Here is a 19,561-nt window from a genome sequence, read left to right as displayed (position 1 = left end):
CCGCCTGCCGCCGGGAACTCGATCGAGATCGCTCTGAGGCCTGCCTGCATGGCTGCGTCTTCCAGCGCCGGCCGCAGACGTGCGGTGTCGCGCGGGGCATGCAGCACATGCACGCGACCCCCGGGCGACCGCTGTCAGGGAACGTCCGATCCGCGCTGCCGGGCCTGGCAGCGACCGCACGCTGATCACCGCTGATGCTCAGCGCGCCTCGATCAGTTGCCGAACCAATGGATTGGCATCGAGCTGACGCTTCGCGCTCTGGCTTCGCTCGATGACGCCGAGCCTCTCGAATCACCGCCAGAGCGTGTTCGTCGTCCGAAACACCGCAATCGGGCTACGAGCCTGGGCTCGTCGATGCGCCAGTTGTCTCCATTCCCCCGACTCTGGCCGCGAGAGTGGGCCGGGCTGTGCCGTGGATGCTATGAGAGGGGCATGCCGATCGCCGATTTCGTCCATCTCCGCGTCCACTCCGCCTACTCGTTGAGTCAGGGGGCGATCCGGGTGCCGGACATCGCTGGCCTGGCGCTGGCCGAGGGCATGCCGGCGGTGGCGATCGCCGATACCGGCAACCTGTTCGGGGCGCTGGAATTCTCGCAGTACTGCGCCGGCAAGGGCGTGCAGCCGATCATCGGCTGCCAACTCTCGCTGGCCGCGCGCAACAACCGGCCGGGGGCGGTATCCGAGCCCGTCGTGGCGCTGGCGCGAGACGCACGCGGGCTGGACAACCTGCAGCGCCTGTCCTCGGCGGGCTTCCTGCTTGGCGACCCGGCCGATCCGTGCATCACCCTGGAAACCCTCTGCGAGCACGCGGCCGGGCTGATCCTGCTGACAGGGGGCACCCGCGGTCCAATCGCCCGGCTGCTGGCAGAGGGCCAGCAGGACGAGGCGGAGCGGCTGCTGGCGGCCTTCAAGGAGGCGTTCGGCGACCGGCTTATCATGGAACTGCATCGGCACGGCCTGCCGGTGGAGACCGCGATCGAGCCGGGCCTGGTCACGCTGGCCGATCGCTACGGCCTGCCGCTGGTGGCGACCAACGAGTGCTTCTTCGCGACGCCGGCGATGCACCAGGCGCACGACGCGCTGCTCTGCATCGCGCAGGGCCGCACGCTGGCCGAGCGGGAACGCTGGCGTGTCACGCCCGAGCACTGGTTCAAGCCGGCGGCGGCGATGCGCAGCCTGTTTTCCGACCTCCCGGAAGCCTGCGACAACACGCTGGCGATCGCCCGCATGTGCGCGGTGATGGTGGAGACCCGCAAGCCGCTGCTGCCGGTCTGCTCGAAGGTGCGATCCGGCAGCACCGAGGACGAGACGCTGCGGGCGATGGCGGCCGAGGGGCTGGCGGTTCGGCTCGACACCATGCGCGCCGATGCCGAAACGCGCGCGCAGTATGAGGCGCGGCTGGCGTTCGAGCTGGACGTCATCGCCAAGATGGGCTTCCCCGGGTATTTCATGATCGTCGCGGACTTCATCCAGTGGGCGAAGGCGCAGGGGATTCCGGTGGGCCCCGGACGCGGCTCGGGCGCCGGATCGCTGGCCGCCTGGGCGCTGACCATCACCGACCTGGATCCGATCCCGTTCAACCTGCTGTTCGAGCGCTTCCTGAACCCGGAACGCGTGTCGATGCCGGACTTCGACATCGATTTCTGCCAGGACCGGCGCGACGAGGTGATTGCGTACGTGCGCCGCGAATACGGCGGGAACAGGGTTGCGCAGATCATCACCTTCGGCAAGCTGCAGGCGCGTGCCGCGATCCGCGATGTCGGACGTGTGCAGGGGCTGCCGTTCGGCATGGTCAACAAGGTCGCCGAGCTGATCCCGAACAATCCGGCCAAGCCGGTGACGCTGAAGCAGGCGATCGACGGCGAGCCGCGGCTGCAGGAAATGCGCGACGCCGACGAGGCGACGGCGCGGCTGATGAATACCGCCCTGCAGCTCGAGGGGCTGTACCGGCATGCAAGCACGCATGCCGCCGGCGTGGTGATCGGCGATCGCGACCTCGTCGAGCTGGTGCCGCTGTATCGCGATCCGAAGAGCGACATGCTGGTCACCCAGTTCAACATGAAGTTCGTCGAGCAGGCCGGGCTGGTGAAGTTCGACTTCCTCGGCCTGACCACGCTCACCATCCTGCAGCGCGGCGTGCAGATGCTGGAAAAGCTCGGGGAGCGCGTCGATCTGGCAATGCTACCGCTGGATGACGAGCGCACCTACGCGATGCTGTCGAAGGGCGATACCGGCGGCGTGTTCCAGTTCGAAGGCGCCGGCATGCGCGACGTGCTGAAGCAGATGCGGCCGACCCGGCTGGAAGATCTGATCGCGGCAGTGGCGCTGTATCGTCCGGGGCCGATGGCGAATATTCCGGACTACTGCAGGCGCAAGCACGGCGAGGCGTGGCAGCCGCCGCACGAGGAACTCCGCGAAATCCTCGGCGAGACCTACGGCATCATGGTCTACCAGGAGCAGGTGATGCAGATCGCCCAGAAGATGGGCGGCTACAGCCTGGGAGCGGCGGACCTGCTGCGCCGCGCGATGGGCAAGAAGATACGCGCCGAGATGGACACCCAGCGGGAGATCTTCACCGAGGGCGCGGTCGGGCGCGGCATCGATCGCGAAAAGGCGGTCGAGGTGTTCGAATTGATGGCGAAGTTCGCCGACTATGGCTTCAACAAGTCGCACGCGGCGGCGTATGCGCTGGTTTCGTACCAGACCGCGTGGATGAAGGCGAACCATCCGGTGGCGTTCCTGGCGGCGTGCATGTCGCTGGCGCGCGAGAAGACCGACAAGCTGGCGGCGTTGCGGCAGGAGGCCGAGCGGCTCGGCGTTCGCGTGCTGCCGCCCGACATCAACCGCTCGGCGGCGGATTTCACCGTCGAGGTGGCGGCCGACGGCACGCAGTCGATCCGGTATGCGCTGGCGGCGATCAAGAAGGTCGGGCTTGGCGCCATGCAGGCGCTGGAGGCGGCGCGCGGTGACCGGCCGTTCCGGGATGTCGCGGATTTCGCCGCCCGCATCGAGCCGCGCCAGATCAACAAGATGCAGATCGAGAACCTCGCCAGGTGTGGCGCCTTCGACAGTCTCGACGGCAATCGCGCCCGGCTTTTCATGGGCGCGGAGACCATCCTGCGTCGGGCGCAGGCGCAGGCCGAGGAGATATCGAGCGGCCAGATCGGGTTGTTCGGCGGTCCCGGTGCGGTGGAGACGCTGAGGCTGCCGGATGTCGCCGACTGGCCGGAGATCGAGCGCCTGGGACTGGAGGCGGAGGCGGTCGGCTTCCACCTCACCGCGCATCCGCTGGACAGCTACGCGCCGCTGCTGCGCCGGCTCGGGGCGACGCGCTGCACCGGTCTGGAAGCAGCGGCCGCGGCCGGCATCGGCCGGGTGAAGATCGCGGGATGCGTCATCGATCGCAAGGAACGGCCGACACGCACCGGCGGGCGCATGGCCTGGGTTCGCATCTCGGACGCATCCGGCAGTACCGAGGTCACGCTGTTCTCCGAAGTGCTCGGCAAGGCACGGGAGATCCTGGTGGCGGGGCGCGCGGTACTGGTCACCGCGGACCTGCGGCTCGAGGGGGAGATGTTGCGCATCACCGCCGCGGATGTCGTCGATCTCGACCGGGCGGCGGCCGATGCCGGGGCGGAGATGCGTATCTGGCTCGACCGTCCGGACGCAATCGGGCCGCTGCGCGCGATCCTCGGGCGGGAGCGTGGCGGCAAGGGAAGGGTGATCCTGCTGCCCTGCCTGGATGACGGCCAGGATCTCGAGGTGTCTCTGCCGGAGCCGTACATGGTGACGCCGCGCCTCGCACAGGCACTGAAGCTGGTCGCCGGGATCGCCCGCATCGAGGAGCGCTGAGGCCCGGACGCAAGCAGCCACGTCGGGTCAGGCCGGAGCGGCGACTGCCCCTGTCCATGCCGGTGGCGCGGTGCGGGGCTGGTCGAACCCGCGGTGACGCAAGACGAGCAGGTACCCTGGGGCGCGGCGTACCGGAAGGAATTGACCATGTCACAGCAATCGACCGCAGCGGCTTATCCCGCGCCGGGTCCGCATACGGCGGCTCCGCAAAGCCGCCTGGCATCCAGTGCCGGCCCGGATGGATCCGGGGCGGGGGCATCCAGGGCGGGCGCATCGAGGTTTGGCGCGGTGGCGATGCTGGCCGGCTATCTGTTGCCCTATCGCTGGCGAGTCGCGGGCGCGTCAGCCGCCCTGCTGCTGGCGGCCGGCCTGATCCTGGCACTGGGACAGGGGGTGCGGCGGCTCATCGATCTCGGCTTTGCCACCGGCAGTCCGCGCCAGCTCGACCTGGCGGCGCTGGCGATGGCCTCCGTGGTCGCCTGCCTGGCGGTGGCCACGTCGCTGCGGTTCTACCTGGTGTCGTGGCTGGGCGAGCGGGTCGGAGCCGATCTGCGTCGCGACATGTTCTCGCATGTCCTCTCCCTCTCGCCGGAATTCTTCGAGACCGCACGCACCGGCGACGTGCTTACCCGGCTGACCGCGGACATCTCGGTGCTGCAATCGCTGGTCGGCTCCGCGGTATCGCAGTGGCTGCGCAATGCGATCCTGGTGACCGGCGCGCTGGTCATGCTGCTGGTCACCAGCCTGAAGCTGGCCCTGCTGGTGATCCTGGTGGTGCCGCTGGTGGTGTTGCCGCTGGTGCTGTTCGGGCGGCGGGAACGCGTGCTGTCGCGGGCGGCGCAGGACCGCATCGGCGATCTTGGCGCCTACACGGAGGAGACGGTGAACGCATTGCGCACGGTGCAGGCCTTCACCCACGAGCCGGTCGACCGGATGCGTTTCGGGCAGGAGGTCGAGCGTGCGGTGGGCGCTGCGCTGCGCCGCGTGCGGACGCGGTCATCCCTGCTGTTCGTGGTCATCCTGCTCGGCTTCGGCGCCATCGTGTTCAGCCTGTGGGTCGGCGGCAGGGACGTGGTGGCGGGGCGGCTGAGCGGCGGCGACCTCTCGGCATTCGTGTTCTACGCCGTGCTGGTGGCGACCTCCGGGGCGCAGATGAGCGAGCTGTGGGGCGACCTCGCACGGGCAAGCGGTGCCGCCGACCGGTTGCGCGAATTGCTGGCGCAACGTCCGACGATCGAGGCACCCGAGTCGCCGGTCGCGCTGCCGGAGCTGTTGGCGGGACGGGTGGGCTTCGAGGCGGTGACGTTCCGCTACCCCGGGCGTCCCGGGCACGATGCGCTGGCAGGGATCTCTCTCGAGATCGAGCCGGGACGGACGCTGGCGCTGGTCGGCCCGTCCGGCGCCGGCAAGACCACCATCCTGCAACTGCTGCTGCGCTACTACGACCCCTCCGAAGGCGTCATCCGGCTGGACGGCATCGACATCCGTCGCCTGCGGCCAGCCGATCTGCGCCGCCGGATCGGCATCGTGCCGCAGGAGCCGGTCATCTTCAGCATGTCGGCGATGGAGAACATCCGCTACGGCCGGCCCGAGGCCAGCGATGCCGAGGTGATGGCGGCCGGGCGGGCGGCGCGGGGGGATTTCATCGAGGCGCTGCCGGAGGGCTATCACAGCTTCCTGGGCGAGCGCGGGGTCCGGCTGTCCGGCGGTCAGCGGCAGCGGATCGCGATCGCGCGCGCGATCCTGCGCGACCCGGCGGTGCTGCTGCTGGACGAGGCGACCAGCGCGCTGGACGCGGAGTCCGAGCAGGCGGTGCAGGAGGCAATGGCGACGCTCTCGCGTGGGCGGACGACGCTGGTGATCGCGCACCGGCTGGCGACGGTGCGCAACGCGGACCGCATCGTCGTCATCGAGCAGGGGCGGATCGTGGCCAGCGGAACGCATGCCTCCTTGATGGCGGATGGCGGCCTCTATGCCCGCCTCGCCGAACTGCAGTTCCTGTCGGGCCGGGGCGTGCCGGCCCGGTAGGCCCGCAGGCTGGTCGCACATCGTGGAACAATCACCGCTCTGTGATTACTCTTCCGAGATAAGCTTGCATTATTCGGTTCGGATGTCGTAACGGCTTCCAGGCCGCTGCGAGTGGTCATCAGGCCGATCCGGATGGAGAGAGGGTGTCGATGAGCGAGCAGATGGAGGCGGTGGCTGCGATGCAGTTCAAGGTCGGCAGTGCCGTCCGGGCCTGTCGCGAAATCCCGCCGAACGTCGAACAGGGCGATATCGGGTTCGTGGTCGCCGTCTATGCCGAGGCGCGGGATTACGTGGTCGATTTCGGGCACGGGCCGCTCAACGACCTGCGTGTGCAGGAGGATGCGGTGATGGCCGTGATCGACGAGCCGGCGTCGAACGGATCCCATCCCCTGCTTGCCGGGACGGATCCAGCCCCCGCGGCGCCTTCCCGCGCCACGGTCGCGGAGACTGCGGACGGCAAGGCCCTGGCCTATCTGAAGACGCGCCTGCTCAGCAATTTCAGCGGCGATCCCGGTCATATCGCCACCTACCGGATGGCGCTTACCGACATGCTCGAGACGGTCTTCCACCTGCGGTACGTGCCGCCGGTGGAGGCCTGGTTCAAGCCGATCGACCCGGCCGAGCAGAATGCGGCACCGGCCCGGCAATCGGCGCCGTCCTGGACCGGTGCGCCGTCCGCCACGCCGTAGCGGGGCTGGCCCGGAGTTGCGCAGGCAGGGCAAGGTCTCGTAGCGATAGGCCGACAGACCGCGCCCGGGGCCCTTGATGTTTACCGTCGGCAAGCTGCTTACGATGGCTCTGCTGCCGACGGCGCTGCTGGTCGAGTGCGTCGTGATCGGGATACTGCTCGGGCGCTGGCGGCCCGGCCGCATGCTGGCGGCGATCGGCGCCACCGGTCTGGCGGCCTGCCTGTTGCTGCCGGTCGACAACTGGCTGATCCGTCCGCTCGAGGACCGCTTCCCGGCGATCACCAGCCCGCCGCCGGATGTCGACGGCATCGTCGTGCTCGGCGGCGGCATCGACGACCTGACCAGCCTGGATCGTGGCACGCCGATCCTCACCTCGGCCGGCAACCGCATCACCAGTTTCGTCATCCTCTCGCACCGCTACCCCAAGGCGCGGCTGGTGTTCACCGGCGGCTCCGGCAGCATCGTCCAGGGCGTGACCGACGAGGCGCGATACGCCCGCGAGATGTTCGGGCAGCTCGGTTTGCCGGCGGATCGCGTTCTGTTCGAGAGCCGGTCGCGCACGACCTGGGAGAATGCGGTGATGACCGCCGCCCTGGTGCATCCCAAGCCGGGCGAGCGATGGGTACTGCTGACATCGGCGGCACACATGCCGCGCTCGGTTGGCGTGTTCCGCCGCGCCGGCTGGACCGTGCTGCCCTGGCCGGTGGGATACCAGTCACGCGATCGCATCCCCGACTACTCGCAGACGCTCGGCGGCAAGCTGGCAGTCCTCGACTGGGCGGCGCACGAGTGGATCGGGCTGGTCGCCTACCGGCTGGAGGGGCGCAGCAGCGCCTGGTTCCCCGGGCCGCAGCCGGCGCCGGAGCAAGGCTGAGCGGGCTTGAGCAAGCGCGACATGCTGCCCGCTGTCAGCAGGGCGCCCGAGAGCCGCGCCGGGGAGGATGGGCTCGGTCAGCCGCGCCGGGCATGGGCGATGCTGGCGGTCGGGCTGGCGGTCGCCATGGCCGTGCTGGACGGCACCATCTCCAACGTTGCGTTGCCGACCATCGCGTCCGACCTGCACGCCAGTCCGGCCGCCTCGATCTGGGTGGTCAACGCCTACCAGCTGGCGATCACCGTCAGCCTGCTGCCGGTTGCCTCGTTCGGCGAGATCAGCGGCTACCAGCGCGTCTACCGGGCCGGCCTCGTCCTGTTCGTGCTGGCGTCGCTGGCCTGCGCGCTGTCGGCATCGCTGCCGCTCCTGGTGGCGGCGCGCATCCTGCAGGGCTTCGGCGCCGCCGGGATCATGAGCGTGAACGGAGCGCTGATCCGCTTCATCTTTCCGCACCGCATGCTCGGGCGGGCGATCGGCTACAATGCGATGGTTGTCGCTGTCGCGTCGGCTGCCGGTCCGACGGCGACCGCCGCGATCTTCGCCGTCGGGTCATGGCCGTGGCTGTTCGCCATCAACGTGCCGATCGGGGTGTTGTCCCTGGCGGTGGCGTGGCGCAGCCTGCCGGTCACGCCACGAGCGGACCGGCGGTTCGACGCCATCAGCGCGTTGCTGAGCGCCGCTGCGTTCGGACTGTTGATCGCCGCCATCGACGGGGTCGGGCACGCTGCCAGGGCCGTCGCTGTGCTCGGCATGCTGGCTGCGTCGATGGGCTGCGGGACCGTGCTGGTCCGCCGGCAGATCGCCCGGCCCGCCCCGCTGCTGCCGGTCGACCTGTTGCGCATTCCCATCTTCGCGCTCTCGATCGCGACCTCGATCGCATCGTTCGCGGCGCAGATGCTCGCCTTCGTTTCGCTGCCGTTCTACATCCAGGACACGATCGGCCGCTCGGCCGTGCAGACCGGGCTGCTGCTGACGCCCTGGCCGCTGACGCTGGCGGTGGTGGCGCCGATCGCCGGGCGCCTGTCCGAACGCTACCCGGCCGGACTGCTCGGCGGGATCGGGCTGCTGGCACTGGCGGGCGGCCTGCTCCTGCTGGCCGGGCTGCCGGCACATCCCGGCGATCTTGCCCTGGTCTGGCGGCTTGCCCTTTGCGGGGCTGGCTTCGGATTGTTCCAGGCACCGAACAACCGTACCCTGCTGCAGTCGGCGCCGCGCAGCCGGGCCGGCGGGGCGAGCGGAATGCTGGCGACCGCCCGGCTGCTGGGCCAGACCAGTGGTGCCGCCCTGGTCGCAATGATTTTCGCGCTGAGCCCCGGGGCCGGAACCCGCATCTCTGTCGAGGTCGCCGCCGCATTCGCGCTGGTGGCGGCGCTGGTCAGCATCCTGCGCATCGGCGTCGGGAGCAGCTCGACCAACTGATGAAGGCAGCAGCGACCGGGGGCTGACCCTGCAGGGTGGCGATCAGGAAGCTTCCGCACGTTGCTCGACGTTGTGGTCGGCGACGGACTGCCGCAACCGCCACAGCAGCTCATGGGTGGCGATCATGCCCTCCATGAGATGCTTGCGCGCCGTGGAGGGCACGCCGTTGCCGTTGGCGAATACGGTTTCGGCGAGTTCGAGCAGGCGTCCGGCAGCGTCGAGTTCCCCCTGCGCGCAGGCCTGGTGAGCCGCGCCGAGAATCCGCTCGGAAAGCTGTCGCCCCTGCCTCGGGGCCGAAGCGATGAGTGTGATGGATTGCGTAGCCATGCCTGACTACGGCGGTGGAACGTTCCTGGATGCGGTTGCGGTAAAAAATTATCAAAGCCGGGATCGTACGTCTCAGCCGGCCCGAATGGTCAGGCAGCCAGGCGGCTGAAGGCGAGCGGTTTCCGGTACGGCAACGTATCGACGATCCTGATCTCGACGAACGTGTCGGGACGTGTCGCGGTGGGTAGATCGAGATGTGCCGCGCCGGCGGTCCAGCGCAGATCGGACTCCGCTGCATGCCAGCCCTCCAGATCCAGGTCCGCCGCCCGGATCACGGTATCATGCAGCCCCTCCCAGTAGATGACGGTGCTGACCTGTACGCCGAGTTCGCGGCGGTCGTCGACGAAGGGTCCGATGACGATGGCGGGGACTGCGACGCGCGACAACAGCTGCACCGGCCTGGTGCCGACCGGGATGTGGAAGATGTGGCGCCCGCCATCGTCCCAGCGTGCGCTGATCTGCTGACCGCCTTCAAGCTGCAGGCGCAGCCGCGGATCGCGGGTCAGGGCGAGAGCCGGCCGCTGGTCCGGCCAGCCGATCGTGGCTGCCCTCCGATCGAGGCGCCGCCAGAGCGGCTCCAGAATGGCCCGGTCGGTCAGCAGGGGCGCGCATGCGGCCTGCTGCCAGCTGTCCTGCGCCGGATCGCAGCCGGGGGGCCCGGTGAAACTGCGTCGGTTGCCGGTGTCGAGGTAGCTCTCCGTGAACAGGCCCTCGGCGATGAGGATGCCGTGCCGCTCGAGTTCGACATGGTGGAAGGTGAAGGCTCCGACCGAGCGATCGACGAAGATGCTGCGGCCGTTGACCAGCATGCGCGCCGGAACCAGCTGGCCCTCGATCAGGACGCAATGCTCGGGGGTAACCAGCAGGTCGCGATGCGGGACGGCTTGCGATACCGCGCCGGCGCGCAGGCGCACCGGATGCCCGCCGGAGCGTCGCAGGATCGCCTTGTCGAGATGGCGGCTGCCGATCCAGCGCACCGGACGGTGGACGATGGCGCCGTCTTCCAGCGTGGCGACGATGTCGCCCACCTCGAGATCCTCGACCGCGACTTCACCAAACTCGCCCTGGATGCGGGTGCCGGCGACGAAGCAGGTGTAGAGCTCGGTGCCGCCGTTGCCGTCGGACTCCAGCCGGACATGGCCCGGAGTGTTGAAGTCGCTGAAGGTGAACAGCGTCTTGCCGGCGCCAGTGCCGGTGCCGGTGATCGTGAGCGTCGTGCCGTTCACGCTTACGGTTTCGCCCTTCGACCAGGCGAGCGAGCCGATGTCGATGGTGTCGGCGGCGCCGAAGCCGGTGATCGAGGCGCCGAAGACACTTCCGGCGCCGCTGAGGTTGAGGGTGATCGGGCTGGTGTCTCCGAACACGATGGCTCCGGATCCGCCGCTGCTGTCGCTGATGGTCATGCTGCCGGAGCCGGTCAGGTCGTAGGTGTTGATGCCGGCGATGGTGTTGATGAACAGGCTGCCGCCCTGCACGTCGATGGTGCCGTTGCCGCTAGCGGTGCCGGTGATGTCGAGCGAGCCGCGGTCGATGATGGTCGCGCCGGTCAGGTCAAGGGAGGATCCGCCTACGCTGCCGGTGGCGCCGATGTCGAGGGCACTGCCGCTGGCCACCGTGATGGCGCTGGCCACGCTCAGCCTGCCGGCAACCTGCAAGGTCACGTTGCTGCCGGCGGCGCCGAGGGCAAGGCTCCTGATGGTGTAGGCGGGATCGGTATTTCCGAGCAGGATGGTGAACGGGCCGGTGCCGAGGATCGAGAGGTTGCTGGCAGAACCCGGAACGGCGCCGGTGGACCAGTTACCGGCAGCGTCCCAGTAGCTGGTGCCGATGGTGGCACCGGTCCAAGTGGTCATGCAGAGCTCCCAGGGCAGCGAGCAGCATCCACATTCGCAGGGTGCCGAAGCGACGGAACCCGATGGTGCAGCGATGGGTGGCAGTTATAGCAGACGCCCAACCGTTCTCCTATCGGAACATGCATGCCCCCGGGGGCGGTCAGTCGGCGATGCGGGCGGGAGAGTTGAGCGCGGAGGCAAGCATCGTCTGCATCGCGGCCAGGATGTCGGCCGGATTACTAGCCTGAAAGAAGTTGCCGGGGTAGCGCGCGCAGGCCTGCAGGGCGGCGAGCACCGGGCTGGACCCGGTCGGCTCGACATACTGCTTGTCGTTCGACAGGTAGAAGGGGTTCGGCAGGGGGAGATACGGCGTGTAGAGCACGTAGACGTTGAAGCCCTTGTTCCAGAACTGCGTGCAGATCTGTTCGTTGCTGGCACTCGTCATCGGCCCCATGACGCGGCTGCCGGGAGTGTCCTCCAGGCCGTCGGTCACGATGAACAGGTTCTTGTGCGCGGTGGCGGCGCTGTTGCCCGTGCCGGATGGCGTCACGCTCGACGCCAGGGTGTTGGCCGCCAGCGGGAAGTTGGTGTTGCCGTCGTTCGGGGCCAGATCCGGCGGCACCGACTTGATAGCCGCCTGTGCCGCGACAAGATCGGGACCGGCCTCGGGCGATCCCGCCGCGGGATAGAGTGGCTCGATCCGGCTGTTGAACTGGTAGATGCCGACCAGGAACTGGCCGGGCGACTGCTCCTTGCCCTGCAGCGTGCTCACGACCTGCGCCGCGGCCTGCTGGACGACATCGAGGCGCAGCTGGATCGCCGGGCTCAGGGACCTGGCAAGCCCGTAATAGTCGTTGTTGTTCGGATCGTTGTGGCACGCGAAGGCGCACGGCGCGTTCGGCACGTTGCTGTATTGCCGCCCGTTGATCGTCGCGGAGGAGCCGCCGCCATTGGTGCAAGAGGCCGAGTTCGACCGGGAGATGTTCGGGAAGGTCGCGGGGTAGGTGCAGGCGGCGGCGGCGCCGGTGTATGCCGGATTGCAACTGCCGTTCGCCGTCGTCGGCGGCGCGATGTTGCCCGGCCCGTAGCCGTAGGCGGCGGAGCCGTAGTTCCAGGCATAGGCCGACATCCCTTGCGCCTCGTTGGTGCCCTGCGTGCTGCACGGGGTGGCGTTCTGCAATGCGACGATATCGGTTGTTGTGGCGCCGATCAGCATCGAGGACGAGTTGTCGAGCAGCATCAGGACCTCGACATAGGCATTCGTGATCGTGGCAGTCGATGTGCCGTTCATCGGCCAGCTGCCGAGAGCCAGGGGACCGGGGAATGGGACCGCAACGGAACCGCTGTAGCTGGCGAGCGCGGTGAACGTGCTGGGCGACGCGGTGTAGCTTACCGAAACGCTGGATGTCGCGGTGCCAAAGGGGACTGCTCCAAGCTGGGCCTTGAACCAGGCTTGCCCGGCCTGTTGGCCGAGCAGGACCAGCGACGCCGTCGAAGTCGTGCCGCCGGCATAAGCAACCGAGGCCGCCCGGACGGCCTGCATGGCGGCGGCGTCGATCGCGAGATTTGCCTGCACGCAGGCCTGAGCGTAGACGCCGTAATCGATTGCCAGGGCCACGACAAGGGTGATGGGCAGCAGCGCCAGGGCCAGGATTACCGCTACGGCGCCACGCTCGTCGGCGGCCCTCAGCTGAAGCCGGGGCATTTCCCAACCCCCGGGCCCTGCTTGAGGATGTCGTACCTCGTGTATCGATCGCCGCTCGTGGCGTTGGGATTGGCGCTGCGGATGGGCCAGTAGCTGGTGGCCCAGAAGTTGATGGGACCCGAAAGGAAACTGAAGAACATCGGCGTGAACTGGTAGGACACGTCGACGACCAGCATCGGCGAGGGATCGGCGATGTTCGACACCGGCAGGGATGTCAGGCTCGAGACGAAGTCGGTGACGGTGGCGACCACCAGCGGCGGCGTCGCGCAGCTTCGCGTTGTGGTCAGGAAACTTGCCGGGCCACGACCGGCATAGGCGACGCTCCAGACGAGCTGCGGGCATGGGTTCGTCGTGGTCGCGGTGCAGGAAGCGGTGGTCTGCACGAAATTTACCGACGACAGCACGACGGATGTCTGGCCGGTGAGAGCGCCGCTGCGTAGCCAGGGGATCGCTGCGAAGATGCCGGACAGAGCCTGCTGCACCTGGGCGACCGTGAGCGAGGTCGACTGGTCCGGCTGCACCGCGAGGCTGCTTGCGGAGCTCGCGATGGAACGTACGGCGCTCCAGACCTGCTCGCGGACGATCAGGGCGCGGGTCAGGTCGAAGACGCCGATCGAGAACAGGATCAGGACCGGCGCCACGAGCGCGAACTCGAGCGCCACGACACCGCGGCGCTCTTGCAGGATATGTCGCATCAGCAGGAGACCGCCGATCCCGAAGGTGCGGCAGCCGGCGGATAGCTTTCGCTGAACAGCGCCACCGTCGAGAGCGTTGCGTGCACGGGCTGCCCCTGGAACGTGACGCTGAAAGAGTTCGGCAGCAGGCTGCCCAGGAAGGCGGGTCCGACATAGATTGCGCTGACCAGCAGCATCTGAGCCGGGCCGCCATTGCAGAAGCTGCCACCGGAGTAGCCCGACAGATCGAGCTGCCCGTTGTTCACCGGGACAACACCTGTGGTGTAGTCGTAGAAATCCTGGCCGGCCTCGAAAGTGAGCCGCTGTACGCTGACATGCAGGTTGGCGCAGGACAGCACGCCACCGAGCGCGGGGCAGACGATGGTGTTGATGAAGGCCGCGCCGGTCGCCTGGTTCTGGGCGTTTCCTGTCTGTACCTCGCGCGCGGCACGCTGCAGAGCCGCATCCAGCACCGACTGGGTGAACAGGTCGTAGGAGAGTTCGAAGACCAGCAGCAGCACCGCCAGAAACGGGACTGCGAGGAGTGCGAACTCGATCGCCGCCGTCCCGCCGAGCGCCTTATCGCGGTGCATCACGCAGACTCTCGAACGCGTTGACGACCGATGCGACCTGTGTCGCGGGCATATCGATCCGCAGCACGCTCGCCGCCTGCTCCTGATGGCCGGCGAGGGTCTCGGCCAGGGCGTAATCCTGCCGCACCCGCGAACCCGCATCGGCGGACCGGGCAAGCGGCCCGAGCAACCTCAACGCCGCGGAGGGATGGCCCGAGATCGCGAGCGAGAGGCCGAGATCCGCCTGCGCGGACAGCAGGGCGGGATCGACGTCGAGCGCTGCGTGATAGGCAGCCTGCGCCTCGGCGGCGCGGCCGAGCAGGTCGAGGGCGACGCCAAGGTCGGTCAGGATCCGTGCATCGCGTGGGCCAGCCTTCGCGAGCCCTTGCAACCCGGCCAGCGCGCCGGCGGGATCGCTTGCAAGCTGCAGCCGGGCGAGTCCCAGGCCGGCAGGGACGTTCCCCGGAGCGGTCGCGAGGACGCGCCGGAAGCTTGCCTCGGCAGCCTGCGGATGGCCGAGCGCCGCATCGGCTTCGCCCATGCGCAGGGTGACCCGCGCGTCGCCGGGACGCCGCGCGGCCAGATCCTGCATGATCCGCAGGGCCGCGTCCGGCGCGCCGCTGGCAAGCTCGATGTCGGCGACCTTGAGGTCGTGATCCACCTGCGACGAGGCCGGCAGGGTGGCACAGCCCGCGAGCAGGCAACAGTACCAGCTCACGCACCGGATCGGGATGGAAGCGCGGAATGATGTCATGCGCTAATGGCCACCGTTGAATGCATTCGCCATCAGCATGATCGCGGGACCGACCACGATGATGAAGATGCAGGGCAGGATGAACAGGATCATCGGAAAGGTCAGCATGACGGGCAGGCGGGCGGCACGCGCCTCGTTGCGTGTCATGCTCTCCTGGCGCATCTCGACGGCGAGCGTGCGCAGCGCCTGGCCCATCGGCGTGCCGAACTGGACCGCCTGGTTGAGGGCGGTACCGAGGCGCCGCAGGCTTTCAAGGCCGGTGCGGATGCCGAGATTGTCCAGCACCTGTTTGCGGTCGGTGATCAGGCGCATCTCGTTCGACGTGATGCGCAACTCCCGCGAGACCTCGATATGGGAATGCGACATTTCCGCGGCGACGCGATCGATCGCCGGCTCCAGGCCCAGCCCAGCCTCGGTGCAGATCAGCAGCATGTCGAGGGTGTCGGGGATGCCGGCCTGGAGACGTGTCAGGTAGCGGGCCCGGCTCTGGCGCAGGATGTAGTCCGGTGCAAGCAGACCGGCGAGGGCGCCGGCGACCGGAAGGACGGTGTGCCAGGGGGCATGGATGCTGAACCCGGTGACCAGCAGCGAAAACAGCAGCAGCAGGCCGCCACATCCGAGCACCTTGGCGCCGATGAAGATGGCAATCGCGTTGGCGCCCGGCAGGCCTGCGATGCTCAGCGTGCGGGACATCTGCTCCAAAGTCGCGGCCGGCAGCAACCCGCTCTGCGACAACAGGCTTCCCACCATCGCCAGCATACGCAGCGCGGCGTCCTCGCGACTGGGGGCGGGCTGCGTGGCAGACCCGGGCTGCGCCATGCGCAGGGACTGCAAACGCTGCGCCAGCCGGCGGCGCAGCCTGTCCCGCCGGAGCAGCAGCAGGCACCCGGTGAGCCCGCCCGCCAGCAATGCGGCCCCGACAGTCAGCAGCGCCCGGTGCGGGAACAGGCCGGAGGGGATCATGCAAGCGACCGGTTGGTGATCTGCTGCATGAGGGTGAGACCGATGGTCAACGACGCCGCCGCCGTGGCGACCAGCTTCAGGCCGAACGACGTCGTGAACAGCGGCATCATGTAGGACGGATTGCTGAAGAACAGCAGGACACCGACCACGAACGGCAGGCCGCCTAGCACGTAGCAGCTTGCGCGTGCCTCGGATGCCAGCGCGTATCCGCGCATGCGTGCCGCCACCCGCTTGCGCACCGTATCGGCCAGCGTCTCAAGGGTCTCGGCAAGGCCGCCACCGGTCTGGTTCTGCAACGAAAGCGCCGTCGCGAAGAAACGGTATTCCGCAAGCTGGTTTCGAGCGCCCATCGCGCGCAGCGCCTCGGCGAGCGGGACGCCGACGGCCATTTCCTCGGCCAGCTGCCGGAATTCCGCGCTGGTCGGGTCCGGCGCCTCCTTGGAGATCAGGATAATCGACCGGCCCAGCGGAACGCCTACGCGGACCGCTCGCACGATCATGCCGAGCGCATCCGGAAATTGCCGGAACAAGGCTGCGCTGCGGCGTCGATCGCAATGCCGGTAGAAGAGCCGGCTCAGCACGACCCAGAGCACCGGTGCGACCGGAAGCGCGATCATTCCGGCAACGTGCAGCGCCAGCCAGCCGGCGATGGCTGCAGGGCAGCCAGAGAATACCAGCACGCGCAAGAAGCCCTGCGTGTACTGCATCCGGCGCACACGCCTGAAGCCGAACAGGACCTCGAGGCGAATGGCGGCATCCGAGCCCGAACCGGCGGTCCTGACGGATGAAGGATCGGCACTGACTTCGTTCACCCGATAGGGCGTGATGATCGAAGTCATGCGGCGCGTGATCGCTAGGCGGGCGACGTGGCTCTCGTTGAGAAGGAGCGCCGCACCGCAGACCGCGATGGCGCCCGCGCAGGCGGTGGCGAGCGAGAGCAGCGCCACCCGGTTCATCGCGTCACATCCTCCAGGGCGGCGGCCCAGGCCCGGTCGAGCTGGAAGTAGGTCAGCGTGTCCTGGAAGCTGGGACGGGAGCGGCTGACGCGATAGTGCCCCTTCAGCCGCCCATCGACCGCCTCGCCCTCGATCACGTATGCGAAGATGTCGTTGAGAACCACGACATCGCCTTCCAGTCCGGCGACATCGGTCAACTGCGTGATCCGCCGCACGCCATCGCGATGCCGCTCGACCTGGATGATGAGGTTCACCGAACTTACGATCTGGGTGCGGATCGCGCGCGAGGGCAGTCCCATGCTGCCCATCTGCACCATGTTCTCGATGCGCGTGACGGCATCGCGGGTGGTGTTGGAGTGGATCGTCGACATGCTGCCGTCGTGGCCGGTGTTCATCGCCTGCAGCATGTCGAACGCCTCCGAGCCGCGCACCTCGCCGATGATGATCCGGTCGGGGCGCATGCGCAGCGCGTTGCGGACAAGATCGCGCTGGGTGACTTCACCCTTGCCTTCCAGGTTGGCGAGCCGGGTTTCGAGGCGCACGACGTGGGGCTGCTGCAACTGCAGCTCGGCCGCGTCCTCGATGGTGACGATGCGCTCGCCATGGTCGATCAGGCGCGAGATGGTGTTCATCAGCGTGGTCTTGCCGGAGCCGGTGCCGCCGGAGATGACGATGTTGAGCCGCGCCCGTCCGCTGATCTCGAGGATGCGTGCCAGCGCGCTGGAGCACGAGCCGTTCCGGACCATCTGCTCGAAGGTGATGGCCGAGCGCGAGAACTTGCGTATCGAGAGGTAGGGGCCGTCGAGTGCGAGCGGTGGAAAGACGATGTTGACCCGGCTGCCGTCCTTCAGGCGCGCGTCGACCATCGGGCTGCTCTCGTCGATCCGCCGGCCGACGGCGGTCGCGATGCGCTGGCACACGCTGACCAGATGAGCCACGTCGCGGAACCGGACCGACGACAGGGTGGTCTTGCCGGAGCGTTCGATGAAGATGCGGTCCGGTCCGTTCACCATGATGTCGGCGATGCCGTCATCGTCGAGCAGGGGCTGCAGCGGACCGAGGCCGAGCATGTCGTGGACGAGCTCGCCGGCGAGGTCGCGCTGTTCGCGCAGGTTGAGCTGGATCCTGCGCTCGCTGGCGATCTCGCCGACCAGGCGCTCGACCTCGCTCGCCAACCGGTCCGGCGGTAGCGTCACCACGTAGGCGGGATCGAGGCGGCTGAGGCAAAGGCCGCGCAGGTTGAGCAGCATCGCGCTCGAGGACGGCTGGCTCGCAGCGGCGGCCGGGGCGGCCGGAGGCGGCTCTATCCCGGTGGGGCGCCGGCCGAAACCGATGGTCGAACTCATGCGCGCGGTCTCAACAGCCGGCGCCAGCCGGTGGCGGCGGGACGGGCTTCGGCCTCCTGGGTCTCGGCCATGCGGACGAAGGTCGCTGCCTGGGCCAAGGCCAGGATGGCGCTGCGGAACGGTCCCCTGCCGGTGACCGCGTGCTTGCCGGCGATCGATGCCTGCCCCACCACGCGCGGCAGGAAGGGGATGATGACGTCTGGCTTGAGACCGAGCGCGTCTTCGACCTGCGCAAGCGTCAAGGTGCCGGAGAGGCCAAAGCGGTTCAGGACCAGGAGCGCGCGCCGGCTCTGCGGCCCGGTGTTGATCAAGGACAGCAACCGCAAGGCATCGCGCATGGAGCGAAGGGTCGGGTCCATTACAACAACGCGCTGATCCGTCAGCTCGATCAGGTCGCGGTTGAGCGCCTGGGCCTGGAACGGCACATCGACGAGCACGAAGTTGTAGCGCCGCCGGACGATCCCCAGCAGGTGCTGCGCCGCGCCGGGCGCAATGTCGGGGGTCTCCGACAAGGTCTCCTCGCTCGAAAGGACCGACAGACGGTCCGTCACCGGCTGGGCGCTGCGCTCGATGAAGAGCTGGTCGACGCGAGCGGGAAGTTCGAGCGCGGTGCGCAGTCCGGTGTCGCCCCGGACGCCAAAGGCAAGAGCCATGCTGCCGGTGAACAGGTTGGAGTCCAGCAGCAGGGTGTGGCGGCGGACTTCGGTGGCCAGGTGCCAGGCGAGGTTGGTGGCAATGGTGGTCGCGCCGACCCCGCCGGCGGTGCCGGTGAAGCTGATCACGCGGCCACCCTGCGCAGCCTCATTGGCCACGGCGCCATCGTTGATCCAGCGGCCGAAATGGCGTGCCACCATGCTGCGCGCGAGCGGCTTGTAGAGATACTCCAGGACGCCGAGGCCACGCGTGATCTCGCGGTAGAAATTGACATCCTGGCGGTCGCCGATGACCAGCACGCGCACATCGGGCTCCACCACCTGCGACAGATCGACCAGCACGGCGATCGGCTGGTCCTCGCCGGAGACGTCGATGATCAGTACGCGCGGTGTCGGCATGCGTCGAAGCAGGGCGATGGCTTGCCGGCATGGCATGCGGCGCACGTCTATCCCGCGTGGCAGGACTTCGCTGAGGCCTTCGAGCAGGATTGCCTCGGTGGCGCTGTCGGCCACGAAGGCGGTCACGCTCGGCCGCTCCGCGCGCCCGGCGACGGCGTCGGCATGGACGGCGGCGAGGGCTGCCCCGGGATCTGCCATCACAGGCCGCCAATACCGGGCGTTGCGGTATCGGCCGCTGCGCTTCCCGAGACCCCGATCTGCGACAGGCCGCCCTCGGCCAGCTTCTTGACGCGGTCCTGGCGAAGCCGGGCGACCGCCGCCGCCGCCTGCAGTCCATCGGCATCAGCGCCGTGCCTGCCGTGCTGCAGGTCGTCGGGCACGGCGACCTGGGCGGCCAGATTGGCGGCGTTGACGCCGGACGGGTTCCAGCGGCTGGTATCGTAAAGTGGGTCGGTGGCCGTGCAGGCCATCGAAAGCCCGGCGAGCCCGAATGCCAGCAGACGGAGTGGTGCACGCAT

At 68.5% G+C, this 19,561-nt stretch carries 16 protein-coding genes; 5 read left to right on the top strand and 11 right to left on the bottom strand.

The window, feature by feature from the left end; genetic code table 11:
• Nucleotides 1–432: 432 nt before the first annotated feature.
• From dnaE to FE263_RS11865, 5 genes are all read left to right on the top strand, one after another.
• Nucleotides 433–3,852 (top strand): DNA polymerase III subunit alpha, encoded by a 3,420-nt coding sequence (gene dnaE, locus FE263_RS11885; RefSeq protein ID WP_138326187.1) that lies wholly within the window; start codon nt 433–435, stop codon nt 3,850–3,852.
• Nucleotides 3,853–3,999: 147 nt separating this feature from the next.
• Nucleotides 4,000–5,880: an ABC transporter transmembrane domain-containing protein gene (locus FE263_RS11880; protein WP_138326186.1), complete on the top strand. Its 1,881-nt coding sequence runs from the start codon at nt 4,000–4,002 to the stop codon at nt 5,878–5,880.
• A gap of 149 nt (nt 5,881–6,029) precedes the next feature.
• Complete coding sequence (locus tag FE263_RS11875) at nt 6,030–6,569, top strand: hypothetical protein (protein ID WP_138326185.1); 540 nt, start codon at nt 6,030–6,032, stop codon at nt 6,567–6,569.
• A 103-nt stretch (nt 6,570–6,672) separates the two neighbouring features.
• Nucleotides 6,673–7,443: a YdcF family protein gene (locus FE263_RS11870; protein ID WP_240759409.1), complete on the top strand. Its 771-nt coding sequence runs from the start codon at nt 6,673–6,675 to the stop codon at nt 7,441–7,443.
• Between the two features lie 6 nt (nt 7,444–7,449).
• Nucleotides 7,450–8,862 carry an MFS transporter gene (locus FE263_RS11865; protein ID WP_240759406.1) on the top strand — a complete coding sequence of 471 codons (1,413 nt, stop codon included), beginning with the start codon at nt 7,450–7,452 and terminating at the stop codon, nt 8,860–8,862.
• Between the two features lie 42 nt (nt 8,863–8,904).
• On the opposite strand, the gene FE263_RS11860 is transcribed toward FE263_RS11865, so the two are convergent.
• The 11 genes from FE263_RS11860 to FE263_RS11810 form a co-directional block, all read right to left on the bottom strand.
• On the bottom strand, nt 8,905–9,189 hold the full coding sequence (locus FE263_RS11860; protein ID WP_138326183.1) for a hypothetical protein: 285 nt from the start codon (nt 9,187–9,189) through the stop codon (nt 8,905–8,907).
• Between the two features lie 89 nt (nt 9,190–9,278).
• Nucleotides 9,279–11,042: a Hint domain-containing protein gene (locus tag FE263_RS11855; protein WP_138326182.1), complete on the bottom strand. Its 1,764-nt coding sequence runs from the start codon at nt 11,040–11,042 to the stop codon at nt 9,279–9,281.
• A gap of 139 nt (nt 11,043–11,181) precedes the next feature.
• The gene (locus FE263_RS11850; protein WP_138326181.1) at nt 11,182–12,726 is read right to left on the bottom strand and encodes a hypothetical protein; all 1,545 of its coding nucleotides are present in this window, start codon (nt 12,724–12,726) and stop codon (nt 11,182–11,184) included.
• Nucleotides 12,708–13,388, bottom strand: coding sequence for a TadE family protein (locus FE263_RS11845; protein ID WP_171034062.1), 681 nt, complete (start codon nt 13,386–13,388; stop codon nt 12,708–12,710). Before FE263_RS11845 ends, FE263_RS11850 begins: the two co-directional genes overlap by 19 nt.
• Nucleotides 13,389–13,420: 32 nt before the next feature.
• Nucleotides 13,421–13,993, bottom strand: coding sequence for a TadE/TadG family type IV pilus assembly protein (locus FE263_RS11840; protein ID WP_240759476.1), 573 nt, complete (start codon nt 13,991–13,993; stop codon nt 13,421–13,423).
• Nucleotides 13,980–14,690 (bottom strand): tetratricopeptide repeat protein, encoded by a 711-nt coding sequence (locus tag FE263_RS11835; RefSeq protein ID WP_171034060.1) that lies wholly within the window; start codon nt 14,688–14,690, stop codon nt 13,980–13,982. The genes FE263_RS11840 and FE263_RS11835 overlap by 14 nt, the downstream gene beginning before the upstream one ends.
• Before the next feature lie 39 nt (nt 14,691–14,729).
• A complete protein-coding gene (locus tag FE263_RS11830; RefSeq protein ID WP_138326177.1) occupies nt 14,730–15,689 on the bottom strand; it encodes a type II secretion system F family protein in 960 nt (319 codons plus the stop codon).
• Nucleotides 15,686–16,645, bottom strand: a complete 960-nt coding sequence (locus FE263_RS11825) for a type II secretion system F family protein (RefSeq protein ID WP_138326176.1) — start codon at nt 16,643–16,645, stop codon at nt 15,686–15,688. The genes FE263_RS11830 and FE263_RS11825 overlap by 4 nt, the downstream gene beginning before the upstream one ends.
• Entirely contained in the window at nt 16,642–17,991 is a 1,350-nt protein-coding gene (locus tag FE263_RS11820) for a CpaF family protein (RefSeq protein ID WP_138326175.1), read from the bottom strand. Before FE263_RS11820 ends, FE263_RS11825 begins: the two co-directional genes overlap by 4 nt.
• Nucleotides 17,988–19,241, bottom strand: coding sequence for an AAA family ATPase (locus FE263_RS11815; protein ID WP_138326174.1), 1,254 nt, complete (start codon nt 19,239–19,241; stop codon nt 17,988–17,990). Before FE263_RS11815 ends, FE263_RS11820 begins: the two co-directional genes overlap by 4 nt.
• Nucleotides 19,241–19,561, bottom strand: a complete 321-nt coding sequence (locus FE263_RS11810) for a hypothetical protein (protein WP_138326173.1) — start codon at nt 19,559–19,561, stop codon at nt 19,241–19,243. Before FE263_RS11810 ends, FE263_RS11815 begins: the two co-directional genes overlap by 1 nt.

It is taken from the genome of Lichenicoccus roseus, from assembly GCF_005844085.1.
GTDB lineage: Bacteria > Pseudomonadota > Alphaproteobacteria > Acetobacterales > Acetobacteraceae > Lichenicoccus > Lichenicoccus roseus.
This window is presented reverse-complemented; position numbering and strand designations above follow the sequence as displayed.

Coding starts and splice junctions, on each gene's coding strand:
- FE263_RS11875 (WP_138326185.1), top strand. CDS start 6,030: ATGAGCGAGCAGATGGAGGCGGTGGCTGCGATGCAGTTCAAGGTCGGC.
- FE263_RS11855 (WP_138326182.1), bottom strand. CDS start 11,042: ATGACCACTTGGACCGGTGCCACCATCGGCACCAGCTACTGGGACGCT.
- FE263_RS11850 (WP_138326181.1), bottom strand. CDS start 12,726: ATGCCCCGGCTTCAGCTGAGGGCCGCCGACGAGCGTGGCGCCGTAGCG.
- FE263_RS11825 (WP_138326176.1), bottom strand. CDS start 16,645: ATGAACCGGGTGGCGCTGCTCTCGCTCGCCACCGCCTGCGCGGGCGCC.
- FE263_RS11840 (WP_240759476.1), bottom strand. CDS start 13,993: ATGCACCGCGATAAGGCGCTCGGCGGGACGGCGGCGATCGAGTTCGCA.
- FE263_RS11820 (WP_138326175.1), bottom strand. CDS start 17,991: ATGAGTTCGACCATCGGTTTCGGCCGGCGCCCCACCGGGATAGAGCCG.
- FE263_RS11880 (WP_138326186.1), top strand. CDS start 4,000: ATGTCACAGCAATCGACCGCAGCGGCTTATCCCGCGCCGGGTCCGCAT.
- FE263_RS11815 (WP_138326174.1), bottom strand. CDS start 19,241: ATGGCAGATCCCGGGGCAGCCCTCGCCGCCGTCCATGCCGACGCCGTC.
- FE263_RS11870 (WP_240759409.1), top strand. CDS start 6,673: ATGGCTCTGCTGCCGACGGCGCTGCTGGTCGAGTGCGTCGTGATCGGG.
- FE263_RS11860 (WP_138326183.1), bottom strand. CDS start 9,189: ATGGCTACGCAATCCATCACACTCATCGCTTCGGCCCCGAGGCAGGGG.
- FE263_RS11810 (WP_138326173.1), bottom strand. CDS start 19,561: ATGCGTGCACCACTCCGTCTGCTGGCATTCGGGCTCGCCGGGCTTTCG.
- dnaE (WP_138326187.1), top strand. CDS start 433: ATGCCGATCGCCGATTTCGTCCATCTCCGCGTCCACTCCGCCTACTCG.
- FE263_RS11830 (WP_138326177.1), bottom strand. CDS start 15,689: ATGATCCCCTCCGGCCTGTTCCCGCACCGGGCGCTGCTGACTGTCGGG.